The 13,976-nt window shown below is 33.7% G+C and carries 16 protein-coding genes, 1 rRNA gene and 1 pseudogene (1 of these 18 only partly in view); 7 read left to right on the forward strand and 11 right to left on the reverse strand.

Features of this window, described 5'->3' with window-relative positions; translation table 11 throughout:
- Positions 1-168: 168 nt before the first annotated feature.
- Together MKX72_RS27680 and MKX72_RS27685 are read right to left on the reverse strand one after the other, a co-directional pair.
- A complete protein-coding gene (locus MKX72_RS27680) occupies positions 169-390 on the reverse strand; it encodes a DUF3006 domain-containing protein (protein WP_154990849.1) in 222 nt (73 codons plus the stop codon).
- Positions 391-392: 2 nt separating this feature from the next.
- Positions 393-1,241 carry a ComEC/Rec2 family competence protein gene (locus MKX72_RS27685; protein WP_340761013.1) on the reverse strand — a complete coding sequence of 283 codons (849 nt, stop codon included), beginning with the start codon at positions 1,239-1,241 and terminating at the stop codon, positions 393-395.
- 471 nt (positions 1,242-1,712) lie between these two features.
- Between MKX72_RS27685 and MKX72_RS27690 the strand changes: the two genes are divergently transcribed.
- A complete protein-coding gene (locus MKX72_RS27690; RefSeq protein ID WP_340761014.1) occupies positions 1,713-2,057 on the forward strand; it encodes a hypothetical protein in 345 nt (114 codons plus the stop codon).
- A 182-nt stretch (positions 2,058-2,239) separates the two neighbouring features.
- Here MKX72_RS27690 and MKX72_RS27695 read toward each other — a convergent pair whose 3' ends face one another.
- Positions 2,240-2,470, reverse strand: coding sequence for a transcriptional regulator (locus MKX72_RS27695; RefSeq protein ID WP_340761015.1), 231 nt, complete (start codon positions 2,468-2,470; stop codon positions 2,240-2,242).
- A 256-nt stretch (positions 2,471-2,726) separates the two neighbouring features.
- Between MKX72_RS27695 and MKX72_RS27700 the strand changes: the two genes are divergently transcribed.
- From MKX72_RS27700 to MKX72_RS27710, 3 genes are all read left to right on the forward strand, one after another.
- A complete protein-coding gene (locus MKX72_RS27700; protein WP_340761016.1) occupies positions 2,727-3,248 on the forward strand; it encodes a hypothetical protein in 522 nt (173 codons plus the stop codon).
- Positions 3,235-3,399 carry a hypothetical protein gene (locus tag MKX72_RS27705; protein ID WP_340761017.1) on the forward strand — a complete coding sequence of 55 codons (165 nt, stop codon included), beginning with the start codon at positions 3,235-3,237 and terminating at the stop codon, positions 3,397-3,399. The genes MKX72_RS27700 and MKX72_RS27705 overlap by 14 nt, the downstream gene beginning before the upstream one ends.
- Positions 3,400-3,620: 221 nt before the next feature.
- Positions 3,621-3,752 carry a hypothetical protein gene (locus MKX72_RS27710; RefSeq protein ID WP_340761018.1) on the forward strand — a complete coding sequence of 44 codons (132 nt, stop codon included), beginning with the start codon at positions 3,621-3,623 and terminating at the stop codon, positions 3,750-3,752.
- A 299-nt stretch (positions 3,753-4,051) separates the two neighbouring features.
- Here the strand turns inward: MKX72_RS27710 and MKX72_RS27715 are convergent, their stop codons facing one another.
- The 5 genes from MKX72_RS27715 to MKX72_RS27735 form a co-directional block, all read right to left on the reverse strand.
- Entirely contained in the window at positions 4,052-4,465 is a 414-nt protein-coding gene (locus tag MKX72_RS27715; protein ID WP_340761021.1) for an RDD family protein, read from the reverse strand.
- 96 nt (positions 4,466-4,561) lie between these two features.
- Complete coding sequence (locus MKX72_RS27720; protein WP_340761019.1) at positions 4,562-4,909, reverse strand: hypothetical protein; 348 nt, start codon at positions 4,907-4,909, stop codon at positions 4,562-4,564.
- A 266-nt stretch (positions 4,910-5,175) separates the two neighbouring features.
- On the reverse strand, positions 5,176-5,595 hold the full coding sequence (locus tag MKX72_RS27725) for a hypothetical protein (protein ID WP_108674994.1): 420 nt from the start codon (positions 5,593-5,595) through the stop codon (positions 5,176-5,178).
- Between the two features lie 71 nt (positions 5,596-5,666).
- A complete protein-coding gene (locus MKX72_RS27730) occupies positions 5,667-6,161 on the reverse strand; it encodes an SMI1/KNR4 family protein (RefSeq protein WP_340761020.1) in 495 nt (164 codons plus the stop codon).
- Between the two features lie 52 nt (positions 6,162-6,213).
- Positions 6,214-7,002 (reverse strand): plasmid stabilization protein, encoded by a 789-nt coding sequence (locus MKX72_RS27735; RefSeq protein ID WP_154974698.1) that lies wholly within the window; start codon positions 7,000-7,002, stop codon positions 6,214-6,216.
- A 160-nt stretch (positions 7,003-7,162) separates the two neighbouring features.
- Here MKX72_RS27735 and MKX72_RS27740 point away from each other — a divergent pair.
- Positions 7,163-7,247: pseudogene (locus MKX72_RS27740) on the forward strand.
- Positions 7,248-7,313: 66 nt separating this feature from the next.
- Here the strand turns inward: MKX72_RS27740 and MKX72_RS27745 are convergent.
- Entirely contained in the window at positions 7,314-8,615 is a 1,302-nt protein-coding gene (locus MKX72_RS27745) for a replication protein (RefSeq protein ID WP_154974701.1), read from the reverse strand.
- A gap of 482 nt (positions 8,616-9,097) precedes the next feature.
- On the reverse strand, positions 9,098-9,673 hold the full coding sequence (locus MKX72_RS27750; RefSeq protein ID WP_098113960.1) for a MerR family transcriptional regulator: 576 nt from the start codon (positions 9,671-9,673) through the stop codon (positions 9,098-9,100).
- A 2,954-nt stretch (positions 9,674-12,627) separates the two neighbouring features.
- On the opposite strand from MKX72_RS27750, the gene MKX72_RS27755 reads away from it, so the two are divergent.
- Positions 12,628-12,828 (forward strand): cold-shock protein, encoded by a 201-nt coding sequence (locus MKX72_RS27755; protein ID WP_074684490.1) that lies wholly within the window; start codon positions 12,628-12,630, stop codon positions 12,826-12,828.
- A gap of 173 nt (positions 12,829-13,001) precedes the next feature.
- Here the strand turns inward: MKX72_RS27755 and MKX72_RS27760 are convergent, their stop codons facing one another.
- Entirely contained in the window at positions 13,002-13,202 is a 201-nt protein-coding gene (locus MKX72_RS27760) for a cold-shock protein (protein WP_099000348.1), read from the reverse strand.
- Between the two features lie 372 nt (positions 13,203-13,574).
- On the opposite strand from MKX72_RS27760, the gene MKX72_RS27765 reads away from it, so the two are divergent.
- Positions 13,575-13,976 (forward strand): 16S ribosomal RNA (locus tag MKX72_RS27765); it runs 1,150 nt beyond the window's last position.

Consider the following 13,976-nt stretch of genomic DNA (forward strand, 5'->3'; position numbering starts at 1 on the left):
GGGAATAAGTCGTCTATTATACTTGCCCAATCAAGTGCGCATAAAACAGGGTATCAGTGAGAATTCTCCTTCCAGTCCCATAACATATCATAACAAAAAAGCCGAAAAGGTAACTCTCGGCTTTTTGGACCACATAATAATAGCTGTGTATACAACTAGTAAGGGAGTTTAATCTTCCCAAACCTCATTCATTAAATCTTCAATTTCTTTTGCCAGCTTTTTCGTTTCGCTTTTATCAATCTCAACTTTATCTCCCGTAATATAAACGACGTCTCCAATTTGTGTATCCTTAGGGAAGATATCTTTAGGGTAATCCTTTGTTTCTCCTTCAATTTCAACAACAGCAAATCCCTCTTCAAATCGATCAATAATACCTTTTATCTTTTTCATAATTACCTCGATTTTTTAACAGAATAAGATGATCCATCACCTGTAATTATAATCGTACCACTTTGGTCTGTTCGCAGAATACTTGCTTTAGAATTTTTTAGTAAGTTTACAACTTGAGAAGCAGGGTGCCCATAGCTATTTTTACCAACACTGATGACTGCATACTTAGGTTTTACAACATCTAAGAAATTCTTACTTGTAGACGTTTTGGCCCCGTGGTGGCCTACTTTAAGCACATCCGCACGTAGTGTTTTCTTTGCTTTAATCATATCTGCTTCTGCTTTTGTTTCAGCATCCCCTGTAAATAAAAATGTATTCTTTTTATAAGCCATATGGACAACAGCACTCCAATCATTTAAATCACTGTTAGCATATGTTTTAGTAGGCCCTACAATTTGAGCATTTACATCTTTAACAGGTAGCTTTACGCCTGCTTGTGCTGTTTGAACCTTTAATTTTTTCTTTTTAACTGCATTTAAAAAGTCTTTGTAAGCTTGCGTGTTATTACTTACTTTAGGCGCATAAACATTTTCTACTTTAAATGCATTAATGATTTCATCTAACCCACCAATGTGATCAGCATCAGGGTGAGTAGAAATTAATACTTCTATGTCATCAACTTTTTGTTTCTTTAAATAACTTACAACGGCATTTCCTTTTCCTTTATTTCCACCATCAATAACAATGTCTTCACCGTTAGGAGCTTTGATATAGATACTATCTCCTTGGCCTACATCAATGTAATGCACTTTCATGGTTTTTGGTGTTGCAGCATATGAGGAAGCAGGAGCTGCAGCAATTCCTATTCCTATAGCGAGTGAAGAAACAATTTTGATAACACGACTTTTCATTGTTTTATCCCCTTTTGATAAATGTATTTTTATTTGTGTTATTCATTTATAGCAAAATTAATTTTACTACATGAAACCATATGTTAATACAAATAAATTTGAATATTTTTACTTATAAAGGTGAAAAAAGTCATGTTATATGTAAAAAGAAATAACAAGATAGAGGTAAATAGTAATGAAATGTGCTATTTTAGGAATTAAGCGAAGTTGACATTTTAGAAGAAGTTGACCTCATGATTAACCCGTTATATACAACTAATCGTAAATTCTCTAATATGCCTAATTAGCTTAAAAGAGAGGTACTTTCAAGGATCACGTTACGGGAAAACAAATAAAAATGATGGATGGAGAAGATAAGCAAAAAAGAGTTTAGTGTAAAAGATGTTTTTATGCTAAACATCTAGATTGACTTGAGTTCTGGGATAACCCAAATTTAACTATTTGTAACATCTTGTAAAGGGTGGCATGTGAATGAAGAAAGAACGCTTATTTGAATCGTATGTCTTGCTGTTTGATATTGAAATATCACTTGTCAGTATAATAGAAAAAGAAATGACCACACATTATGGGCATCTATGGCGACAAATTTTTTTCTCGGAAGGTGGAACTCAACTTTGCGATAATCTCCCCTTGTTATTCAGGTTAAATCTTCTTCAAGACATCTTCACTGATCAGGAATTACACGACTTATGTATATTAGTAGATATAAAAAATGTTTTAATTCACCAATCATCCATTTCTCAGAATGATTCTGACCACCTTAAGCGTTTATCTCACCAGCTAAACAGAAAGAAATTCTTCTCATTATCTATCTAACTTTATTCCCACTGAAAAATTTAAAAAATATTTAAGGATAACCCCAACTTAAATAGGAGCTATATTTTTGAGTACTTAATAAATATGAAGGGCCTACTTGTTGTACAAGTAGGCTTTTCTGCTACGTTAAAGTCTATAAAACATTTACGTATCATTCCCAAAATAATTATAGCATTCTCTATTCATATTTGTAGAAAATCTTCTACTTTTACATCTTTCTTTAGCTGTCGCAACCCCATATTTATTCTATAGATAGTGGAGTATTTAGGTATGTAGTCTTTATCATTACAAAGCCTAGATATAGTTGGGCGACTTAACTTTGTTGCCTTTTCGAGTTCTAATTGATTAATATCCTCCTGCTTATCTAACCATCTTCCAAATCTGGTTCGCTTCTTCCCTAAGCCTAGAATCATACAGCCATCTCCTTTAACAAGAAGTATGGACATTATGTAACTTTTTTAATCATTAGAAAAAAAGTTACATATAGGACAAGCATTAGTTCATATCATAAATTAAGACGTCAGAAAGAGACGTCAACTTAGACTATCAGGAATGGGGAGAATCAAGTGACAAAAGAATTAGCAATCTCGCTACTAAGTCGAAAAGACGTCTATTTAACGCTAGAAGGAAAACAGATGTTAGAGGTCATCTCGAAAGAGAAAAACGCGTATGAAGAGAAATAAGAAGTCGAAAAATCAAGTTGATACCTATCGACCAACCGTGCGGTACCATTCTATGTATCGTACATATGTAGATAGCCTGTTTCAAGCTACAGAATTAGACCGAAATCAAATTATTAGGTGTGCGCTTTTTACTGCAGCGCACAATCCTGTTTTCTTAGCATTAATGAATCAGTATAAAATGAGTGACGTCCCTCTCCCCTCCTCTCCGTGGCAGCCTTCTTCCCACCCGTTATGGATGGAACAAGAGCCCAACATCGAAGAGAAAGGAGGAGGAGAACATGATGACCTTGAGCGAAAAGGAACGGCTACAAACACTTCTACGTTACTTAGAACATCAACAGATGGCCAATCATTGTCAGGAGCAACTATTCAATCCAAACAGCAGCCTTCTACCAGTGAAAAGGCAGCAGGCCCTCCAAGACGTCAGCAACCGATTGAGAGACGAACAAGGACGCTTCCTACCTTACAATTATCAAACAATGGAGGAATCAAACTTGATTTCAGGTAAAGAAGTAGCCTTACAACGAAAACTAAAAATAGAACCGATTGAAGGTTCTTATAAGAGCTATGCGGTGAATGAAAAGGAAAAGAGGGACTGGAGTGGGAATATCTATTTAGCTTGTGTGGCAGCGATTTTAGCGATCGCCTTTTTTACCTGACGTCTTTTTAGAATAGTGTCGATATTTTGGTCATAAACATATAGCATGAATACAGTTAAGACCGCCTTATAAACTGATACATAATGGGCGGTCTTTGTTGTAAATATGATTAAAAGCTCCTGGGAAGTGGAGGAAATTTCGGTAACGAAAAACAAGCATAAAGATTCATATAAAATATATCTTTTATATCTTATAATATAGATGACACAGGAGGTATGTAGATGGAAAATAGTCCTCGTTTCGCAGAATTAGTCTCTGATTTTGAAAAACGGTTAGGTCGACATTTAAATACCAAAGAAAAAGAACTACTTGTATGGATAGTTAAAGCAGAAAGTAAGAAGTATGTTCAATAATCTACATTTATCCTCTTCATCTTTTTAGAAATTTTCTTATATGTACCGGAGAACTGCCTATACACGATAGGTGACGCACAGAAAAAAATCCTACACACTGAGGTGTAGGATTTTTAAATAGTCCCGAATATTAGATTAGAAACAGAGGGTATTCTGTATTGCAAATGAAAGTTTAGCTTTCCATATTATTCTATCAAAAGTATCTTTACTATTGAATATGGCAACCTTCTCAATTTGCTACCTGTATCTGTAACAACAAAAGGTAATAAGTTACAATTCACCCCGTTGTAGATTAAGTATTAATCTACAAATGCTTGTTTATCCTCTATTTCACCTGGTTTTGAATATGTAACATACGTGCCTGCCATCATGTCATGAAGACTTCTTTTATCCTTACAGAAAACCACCATGAACACACTTACAATTAACGCAATATCTAATGTAATAACATAAACAATGCCGGCTACAAGAACTCTCAATAGCATTGCTCCAATTTCAAGTTTCTTTCCATTGACTTTCGCAATTCTAACTCCAACAATTCGTTTCCCTATAGTATATCCATACCATAAAATAGGTGCAGCAACCGCATAGATGAATCCTATGAGTGATGTAATGGGATCATCACCATCAAAGTCCCCTATAATAAGAAAGCCAATAAGCCCTAAGGAAATACTTACAATAATGCCATCTAACAGATTTCCTAATAGGCGTATCTAAAATCTTGCTGGTTTTGTTAATTGATCCACTAATAATATATATATCTAGTATTGATAGCACTAAAGACATATCCATAGAAAAGAGATAAAAGATTAATTAGATTTTTTTAGTTGTAAATTTCCCTTATTAAAGATAATAACGGCATTATAAGCTTCATATAAGGCATACACAGGGTAACAAAAAGCCATAAATACAATCATAGTTGGTACCTTTTCAACAACAGGAAAATGGCCGGACAAGAAACTTTTAACCGTAATTCCTAGGTAAACCAATAAGGGAATGATAATAACAGCTAATAACAATAACCACGGGGTCATTTTGGTTTCCTTCAGTTTTTCTCGACAATGCGGGCATTTCATTGTAAAAGGACTTGAAAAATCTTCGAAATGCTCAATTGTAATAGGTTTTTGACACCCTGGACAAGGTGTTGACTTTTTCATATAAGTTTCTCCTTTTTGAAATGTAAAAGAGTAGAAATAATAGGGTTATTGAATATATAACATTGCTCTTTTAAAAAAAGTTTTAAATAAGTTTAGAGCTGTCTACTTTGGTAGGATCTACACGTTTCACATAGGTAGCTGCCATCGAATCGTGTAAACTTCGCTTATCCTGGCGGAAAACCACCATAAAAAGGCTAATGATAACAACTATTGTTATCGTAAGACCACACATAAGACTCACGATGAAGACACGTAAAACCATAGATCTACATTTCGCTAAGGTTATAGTTAAATCGTTTGTATACCTTGTTTTTGTGTTGGTGATTCGTTTTCATAATGTTGATGATGACATGTTGCTCATTTTTCCAATGCACATTCACATCATGAATCATAGAAGGTTGAATGCCTTGAAGCTCTTTATATTGGTTAAGAGTGCTTCCGGGTTGTCCGTAGTACATTCTAAGAGAATCAGCCTTTTGTTTTTGCTCATAATCAAAGTAATCAGTGGTTTGTTTGTACATCTTTTTTACTTCTACAATGTTTTGTTGCTCAGGAGATGTGCTGGTTGTAAGTGAGACGCTGTGTATCATGCTTTGTTGTTCCTGACTTTTGTCTATAAAGTAATTCATCATAAACACGAGAGTAATAACTCCAACGGATAACATGATCCAAAGCCACTTTTTCATGTCGACACTTCCTCTTTTATGATTAAAAATCAAAATGAGTAGATGATCTCATTACAAAATAGCATTTTCTGCTATTTCGTATTCTTAGATAATAACATACTCAAAAAAACTTGAAAGTTATCAGCAATCTTTGATGTAGCTGGATCACACTCATATGATTCTTCGTAATCTAGAAAATCAACAGACGGATTGTTCCTATCATAGTGAAAGTTCAAACATAAATAATCTCCCCATGCTAGCTTCGCAATTGGAATTAATTCAGATCCGATGAGGTCTTCATCATAAATATTCCGTCCTTGTTCTCCTAAGGAAGTTTCGCAGCAACCAATATCATACACCCCATAAGGATGCTCACTGAAGTTTTTAATAATGCCTAAAAAACGTTCAATTTGACACCTCTTATTGATGATTGTTAGGGGTGTAGAATCTATTACTGTACATCCGTTATATTGTTTCAAGAATTCTTTATACGCATTGGGCAATTGGATTCGAAAAGAAGCTTCTAATTTTGCAATGTCTTGATCCTCTGGTAATGGATAAATAATGCTTTCTTTCACAGCTCTCATTGTTATCAATCTCCTTGCAGTCCTTGCAATGGGTCATCTTCAAGGAAATACATTATGACTTCTGGTATTCATACATAACTGGAACTTTATCCATTTTAAGGGTTTTGGCCACAATATAACGACGGTAACCATCTTTCAAGATATTCGAACCTTTTTCAATCGTTAATGGCTCATCCAGACGCCCTGTACGCTTCACAAAATCAATGACCTTTTGTGTTTTTTGAGGGTTTGGACGTGTCTTTAAGAACTCTTCAGGTACGATGATTTCGTCGAAACTTAGAAGATCTTGTGTCCCTTTTGGCTGATTTGTTATTTGTTTCTTTTGTGGCTCCACCTTTTTCTCTTGAACAGGTGTCTCCTTCACTTCTGTCTGTACTTTTTCAGCTTTCTTCTCTTCATTTGCTGCAGGCTGAGAAGTAGGTGCCGGTTTTTCTTCCTGTTTGGTAGCAGCAACTTCTTGTTGCGCTGCAGAAGCCTCTTGTTTGGCCTCTTTTTTATCGTTTGGTTCATTGTCTTCTTTATCTTCTTTATCTTTCTTATTAGGAAGAACGGTAATCTGGAAGCAGATTACGCCTACTTCACCAGGGCATTCATCAATCGGAATGTCTAAAGTTGGTTCTCCTTGAATTAAGATCTTTTCATGCATAATACTTTTTTTCGTGAGACCTGTTTTGTTAAAAGCCTTCTTTGCAACAAATACCGTGTACGAAATAAACGTACTCTTCTTCAAGCCTTTAGGCGCAGATGGTGACCCTTTTTCACGCATATCAAAGGCAACATAGCGATCGTATTCTCGTAGTGGTCCTGTGGCTGATCCAGTTAACGTAATTTTATGTGGCATAATGTGCTCCTCCTGCGTAGATATAGATTTATTTATTACTTAGAACAGTGTTCTAAGTAAACATACTCTAATAATAATTTAGCTTCTAAGGAATTTCTTCACTTTTTACATTTTCTTCTGTCGTACATATAAACAAAGACTATGTGCATACTTGTAGTGTGGACTTGTAGCTCAATGGCAGAGCAGCCAGTCGTATTATACTATACAACTTTGGTGTCTTGCAGGTTCAAATCCTACCAAGTCCGCCCTTAAAACACTGAATACGTTAAAAATAGTGAAAGTCCTTGCTATGCTTTAACTATTTTTAAAAATTAAGAAGCTGGTTCCTTTAATTTAGCATATTGATGCAATAAGTCTTGCTCCTCAGGTGTTAACGCTTGTCCTAAATCTTGTTTCAGTTCCGCCATTTCTAATGAACTGTACGTAGAGCAGTGTTCTTGCAGCAAGCATTCCTCTTCTGGTGTAAGCTCTTGTTCTAAGTCTTGCTTTAATTGAATCGTTTCAAGCTGTTGTTCCAATGTCACTTCTGTTTCTTGTGTACCCATTTCTTGGTCCTGCTCAGCCTTTAACCAATCAGGAACGATTTCTTTACGGATAATATGTTTTGGTATAAACAATTTTGTTGATGATTCTTCTTTATGTATAACTTCCTCATGAGTTGGATATACTGATGAATAATCCTGGTTTTTAGGATCAACTAACTGATAGAATTGGTTTTTCGCAATTTTATAGAGTAATTGGCACATATTATCTAAGGACAAAGTATGGCCTTTATGATTAGCTTCATGTACATATTTGTCTAATCCAACAATAGATGTATATGCAATTTCATGTATTTGCTCTTTTTCAATCATAATCTCTGTATCTCGTTTTACGGCTTTTGCAGCATTTTGAATGCGAGCATAAAAGTCTTTTAATTGATGACCATACTTACCTGCGTAGACTTGATTGACTTTCTTAGGAACACCTTTGATATAGGTAAATGACTGTGAAGCAGACATTAAATGATTATTTATATGATTTACAGGTAAATCAAGGTTAATAAAGGCACCAGGTGATTTAGCAGTCTTTAAGCTTGGTGTATCAACGTTTTCTGCACTTTCTGGAGACATCACAGGAAGCGTCACAGGAGTTGTCATTTCTTCTTGTTGGACCGTTTGTATACCTGTTGTATCATGGGCAAAAAAGATTTCGTCGCAAATCCGATTAAAGTTCTTATGACTTTTAAGAATAAATACATAGCTATCAGGGTGAGTACCTGTTGCATCCTCTTTAATGTAACGTGCTATAAGTATAAAAGGTGTCGCTTTTAACGAACGTACAAAACGAGAAACCGTACTTTTAGAAACTTTAAATTTCTTCATGAGTGTTTCAGAACGAATGGCTTGGATGCCTGTAGCCACTAGGTTATAGATGACATGATCAAGCATTTCCATTCTTTTTTTAGGAAATTCTTTATGTAGAGCTGATTGATTCTGTTTATAATGAGTACGGATAATTTCTAAAAACTCTTCTTTCTTTTTCCGAAGTGTGGATTTGTTCTTCCATAACCACTTAAACCTTCCGTTAAAGGTGTCTACATCTTTTAAATAGCAGGTCAATATTTTTGTCATTTGTTCATTATCTCCTTTAAGGAACAAAAAAAGACACTGTTTCCCTGGAGAAAGGAAAACAATGTCGTGATTTTGATGAACTAAGCCCTTGAAATAGATAGCTATTTCATATAAAATAAAACCATAAGTTTTATTTTATAGAAAAACTAACTCTATTAACAAGAGACTTCGACAAGTGTTTTCCCTACTGTGACTAGGGGGAACGGTTTAAGAGTGCTACCAACACGTCTTAAACAGTTGAAGTCTTTTTTCTATTCCGGTCATTTTTGTTAGTTTTATTATAGCGTTAATTAATCTCATAATTCAATAAAAATTAGTAATATATCTCAAAAGATTTAGTTTTACATCTTTTATGAGGTGAAAATCCTATCTATATTTAAATGAATTTATTATTGAAGGTATTAAGAGAACTCTCTCTCTCAACTGCTACAAAAATAATAAAACAGCTTCTAATTACTGGTCAGTAATTAGAAGCTGTTTTATTATTTTGTGAACATTCTTTTCCATATGCTTTTTCCTTGTTCTTTTTGAATTTCGGTCATGGCTGAATGGATAGAATCTAATTTTTTAAGTAATTGATCATTCACTTCTTTTAAACGCTGGTTGTCCTGTTCAAGCTTATTCATCTGTTCTTTTATCTCTATAACATCTTTTTTTTCTGCCAAATTTTCTGATGGAAGTGTTAGTTGTTCTTTCTTTTCCATTTTTTTATCCATTTCTTCTATTTTTTTAGCAAGTAATAAAAATGCTTCTTTAAAGGAGTTTTCGTTTGTATCTTCTTCCTCTAAATCCTTGTTAATAATTTTTGTTTGTTCTTCGCTCATTAAATTTGCTTTAATTAATTCTTCACGAATCATGTCATTTGGTGCATGTTTTCCGAACTTTTCCTTTAGTTCAATAATCTTCTCGATTTTTTTATCTTCATCAGTAAATATGTATCTTATTCTTCCAATTCGTTTATGTCGTACTAACCCGACTTCGCACCAGTCCCGTAACTGATGATTTTCTATATTAAATTTTCTAGCAACTTCTGAAATAACCATTGTTTCTTCGCTCATAATTGTACCTCCCTCACAAACGAATTAATCTAACTTAGTTAGTATCTTCTTATATAAAATATTTTAATAACTCAATTAAGTCTAACTTAATTGGTCCTGACTAATTAAATTAGACTTATTTTAAAGCTTGTCTTTATTATTCTAGCAGATTTCACACTTAACTGAATTAAATTTATTATATTTTACGTTATGTAGTTCAATTAAATTTAAACTGAGTCCTTCAAAAAACTACAAATCCATTATGGTTTTTTAAAATATTACAATAAGTTTAATTAAAATACAAATAAGTTAAACTAAGTGCAACTTATTTGTGTTTTAATTAAACTTATATTTATTTATATTTAATTTAGTGTAACTTATTTCATTTTAAGTTCAACTAAATTAGGTTTGTATGCAACGGGGTTATTTTAAGTTAATCTTAAGTTAAACTATCAAGTTTGGATTGATAATTTAGAATAAAAAAGTTATGTGTTAAATTGTTTTTCTCATTTAATCCTCAATCTATTGAGGATTTTAATAGCTGAGACTACTGTCGATTCTGTTTAGATAATATACTTCTTCTGTAATATGGTGTGAAACATATCTATGTAGGCATTATCATAAAAGCACTCTTTTTGGCTGAAAAGATGCTTTATCTCTTATTTGTGGACATGCTTAGTAAACTCATGTCTTATTTATTGTGAATCGAAATCGTTACGAACAGGTAAACCTTTTTAGGGCTTTTGCACAGTGTAAGCTTTTTGAAGTGCTTCAATGATTAATTCTAATGTGATTAAATGAGAAAAAACAGTACACAATTTCTTTAATGTGAATTTAATGAAGATGCTAAACAAAACCAACCGCCTTGTATCATAGAGACATACTTAATTTCAGGCACTCATTGTCTAGAGAGATTTGATAAATTTTTGAAACGCTAAAATGTGTTTTGCTTTTTCTTCACTATGACCATAGCCTCTTTTTTGAAGAATCTTAGTTAATTCTCTAGGTATTAGAGATCTTTCCTCTGCATTAAAAGATATTAAAACATTCACGCAGTTATAAATTGTTACTTTTGATCACTATATTCGCTACTTAATTATTTAACCAAGTTTTCAGCATGGTATAAATACATAATCTATTTTTTAAGTCATCATTTTATTTTCTACCACTTATGTTCATTTCCTGATTTTGTCCAGTAGCCATAACTAATTAAGACTCAATTGAGTCTTAATTAGTTATCTTATTTGAATGAAAATTAATTAGGTAGAGTCACCTTTTATTGGTACATTCAGTCTGTGTATACCTAATTGAAATTAATTTAAATCAATTAATTACTAATTAAGTATAAAAAATATAGATTCGACAGCTTTTAATTAGACGAGTTGATATGCTCTATTTTAATTAAATTAAACTTCTTTTTTGTTGAGTTAATTTTAATTAAATTGATTCTAAATTAGTGATAATTAACTCGTTTTTTAAAAAATAGAGTTAGATTCTTGCAGAAGAAAAAAGAAAATCTAATTGTTTAGTTATATATTAGGGTGATAATAAAATCTTAAAAAGTTATTTAGTGAATTAATGAAAAGTTTTTAATTTAAAAAGTACATGTCTTTAATTTTTATCAAAAGAATAGAGAAACAGAAACAAGGATATAAAAGATTCACTTTGATGCTAAAAGCATCCTGCTTCATGAATATAAGCAGAAAATTTCACGTGGAAAGATGAAAAAACATAGGGAGACGCAAAGGGGACATGGCTCCAAAATAGGGGGACATAAAGGGGACATTAGGATTTTAAAAGGGGACGTAAAAGGGACGTACACCAAAAAAAGGGGACGTAAAGGGGACATTTAGCGCTTTTCTTTGTACCCATGGTTTTGCTAGGCTCTGCCTAGCCCCACACCTATGGTGGGGGCAAAAACCCCTTATGCTCTTCTCTTCTCTCTTTTGTAGTGGGGAACCACAATTTACAGGGTAGGAACGAATGTCATGGATATGCTTTTACGAGATATTGATCCAATTGCAGTAAAAAAAATAGATGAAATTGCTAAAGAAAAGAACATTTCTTCTTGAGGATTTTTAAAAGTAAGCTTAAAAAGGAGGGATGTACTAAGAGAGATAAAGGATTATGACAAAGGGAGAAAAGAAAAATTATAAAACGGATTCACGAAATTTTTTGCACGGAATAGTGGAGCATAATTTTAAAGAACGCCGTATAGTTCAAAAAATGGAACGCTAAAAAAAGCAAAAGCTTGGAGGGGGAGGGAAGAATGAAAAGTCTATTGTTTCATATTTTGAAGTTAAACAAGGGGAAATCAGCAAGTAATCCAAAGCTGTTTTATGATTACTCTTTTTTATAATTAGTTGAGATATCCCGTATAACACAAACGGGATGTAAACGATTATACACCCCGCCATGTGAAGAAGGAAAAATCAGCTTTTAATGCAGCATATGATCTTTAACGAACACCTCATTTGTGTAGTGATAAATGAATATTATTGTCTACCCATTATATATATTCTTACTACGTTCATGACTACCATCCCCTTATGAATCAAACATACATCGATTTACAATAAGGTTTTCTGAAATATGCCTGCTGTAGATACCTCATCCCAAATGTAAGAAGCTTTGCAACGATTAGTTGTAATCAATCACTTGTTTTCCTTCTTAGCTACATAGAATATCCCAAGGACTTATTTGTAATTCAATAAACTAAAAGGTTTTTTTTGGATTATCCTTATTTATAAAGCAGGTTAAACAATGAAGTCTTATGGTGAATAGATGAAATTTGTTAAAACTGGTATTTTTTTATTTACTATTAATCTTACTATATGGTACACTCCACATAACTTATTTTTGTTCGGTGTATTGAGAAGAGAAAAGCTTAATAAGAAGTTTTTTCTCTTTAAAGAGTATGTTTGGCAAGAATGGTAATACATTTGTGGAGCATTCCACAGCAGGAGGCAACAATTATGACAGAAGGTACAGTAAAATGGTTTAATGCAGAAAAAGGTTTCGGTTTCATCGAAGTTGAAGGCGGAGACGATGTATTCGTACATTTCAGCGCAATTCAAGGTGAAGGTTTCAAATCATTAGAAGAAGGCCAAAAGGTTACTTTTGATGTTGAGCAAGGTCAACGTGGAGCGCAAGCTGCTAACGTTCACAAAGCATAAATAAAGGTAAACATAAAGAAGACTCCTGTAAAGGAGTCTTTTTTTACATTCTTGTAAATAAAAAATATGATTTACCTACTATCTATTACTTCAAATAGAAAGTAAATATGGATATATAAATGAAGTTTTTACCTATAAGTAATGTTTAATCTGTTTAAAACCGTAGGCGTACATTATTTTCTATGAAGATTACGGGAGATTTTATCAATAAGGCGTTTTTTAGTTTTCATCTGACTTTTACACAAGGGGCATTTCTGATGGCTATCGTAAGAGAAATCTTTTCTCATCCAGCCTTTACATTCTTCTTTCGTACATTCCCAAATTTCTGTTTCTTCTTGAACCGGAGGTTCTTGATTTTTTCTACTATAATACATATTGATCACTACTCCTCTCTTTATAAGTATGCCTGATAAGAAGGATATAAATACTTTATATCTTTTACGCTGTTCATATTTTAGTAGGATCAATTTCATAGTTGAAAATAAGAGTGAAAAAGTGAAACATGGATAGTAAGGTATAACAATCTGTGTTTGGTGAATACTTGTTATCGTGGTGTGTAAAATACAACGAGAATAAAAAACAATGTTTTTTCAGAAAAACTATTGACGTTTCATTTGATATGTTTTATTATTATAAAGCGTCGTTGAAACGACAACTTATTCTACGGAATATTGAACTTTGAAAACTGAACAAAGCGACAAACGTCAACGTTAATTTTTATTTTTTAATTGAGCAAGTCAAACATTTCTTCGGAGAGTTTGATCCTGGCTCAGGATGAACGCTGGCGGCGTGCCTAATACATGCAAGTCGAGCGAACTGATTAGAAGCTTGCTTCTATGACGTTAGCGGCGGACGGGTGAGTAACACGTGGGCAACCTGCCTGTAAGACTGGGATAACTTCGGGAAACCGAAGCTAATACCGGATAGGATCTTCTCCTTCATGGGAGATGATTGAAAGATGGTTTCGGCTATCACTTACAGATGGGCCCGCGGTGCATTAGCTAGTTGGTGAGGTAACGGCTCACCAAGGCAACGATGCATAGCCGACCTGAGAGGGTGATCGGCCACACTGGGACTGAGACACGGCCCAGACTCCTACGGGAGGCAGCAGTAGGGAATCTTCCGCAATGGACGAAAGTCTGACGGAG

The organism is Priestia sp. FSL R5-0597 (genome assembly GCF_038006305.1).
In the GTDB taxonomy this organism is placed as follows: domain Bacteria; phylum Bacillota; class Bacilli; order Bacillales; family Bacillaceae_H; genus Priestia; species Priestia zanthoxyli.

Bases quoted from the DNA above. Each gene is read 5' to 3' on its own strand.
- MKX72_RS27750 (WP_098113960.1), bottom strand. From the start codon at position 9,673: ATGAGCGAAGAAACAATGGTTATTTCAGAAGTTGCTAGAAAATTTAAT.
- MKX72_RS27685 (WP_340761013.1), bottom strand. From the start codon at position 1,241: ATGAAAAGTCGTGTTATCAAAATTGTTTCTTCACTCGCTATAGGAATA.
- MKX72_RS27720 (WP_340761019.1), bottom strand. From the start codon at position 4,909: ATGAAAAAGTCAACACCTTGTCCAGGGTGTCAAAAACCTATTACAATT.
- MKX72_RS27730 (WP_340761020.1), bottom strand. From the start codon at position 6,161: ATGAGAGCTGTGAAAGAAAGCATTATTTATCCATTACCAGAGGATCAA.
- MKX72_RS27690 (WP_340761014.1), top strand. From the start codon at position 1,713: ATGAAGAAAGAACGCTTATTTGAATCGTATGTCTTGCTGTTTGATATT.
- MKX72_RS27745 (WP_154974701.1), bottom strand. From the start codon at position 8,615: ATGACAAAAATATTGACCTGCTATTTAAAAGATGTAGACACCTTTAAC.
- MKX72_RS27725 (WP_108674994.1), bottom strand. From the start codon at position 5,595: ATGAAAAAGTGGCTTTGGATCATGTTATCCGTTGGAGTTATTACTCTC.
- MKX72_RS27700 (WP_340761016.1), top strand. From the start codon at position 2,727: ATGAAGAGAAATAAGAAGTCGAAAAATCAAGTTGATACCTATCGACCA.
- MKX72_RS27710 (WP_340761018.1), top strand. From the start codon at position 3,621: ATGGAAAATAGTCCTCGTTTCGCAGAATTAGTCTCTGATTTTGAAAAA.
- MKX72_RS27735 (WP_154974698.1), bottom strand. From the start codon at position 7,002: ATGCCACATAAAATTACGTTAACTGGATCAGCCACAGGACCACTACGA.
- MKX72_RS27755 (WP_074684490.1), top strand. From the start codon at position 12,628: ATGACAGAAGGTACAGTAAAATGGTTTAATGCAGAAAAAGGTTTCGGT.
- MKX72_RS27760 (WP_099000348.1), bottom strand. From the start codon at position 13,202: ATGTATTATAGTAGAAAAAATCAAGAACCTCCGGTTCAAGAAGAAACA.
- MKX72_RS27695 (WP_340761015.1), bottom strand. From the start codon at position 2,470: ATGATTCTAGGCTTAGGGAAGAAGCGAACCAGATTTGGAAGATGGTTA.
- MKX72_RS27680 (WP_154990849.1), bottom strand. From the start codon at position 390: ATGAAAAAGATAAAAGGTATTATTGATCGATTTGAAGAGGGATTTGCT.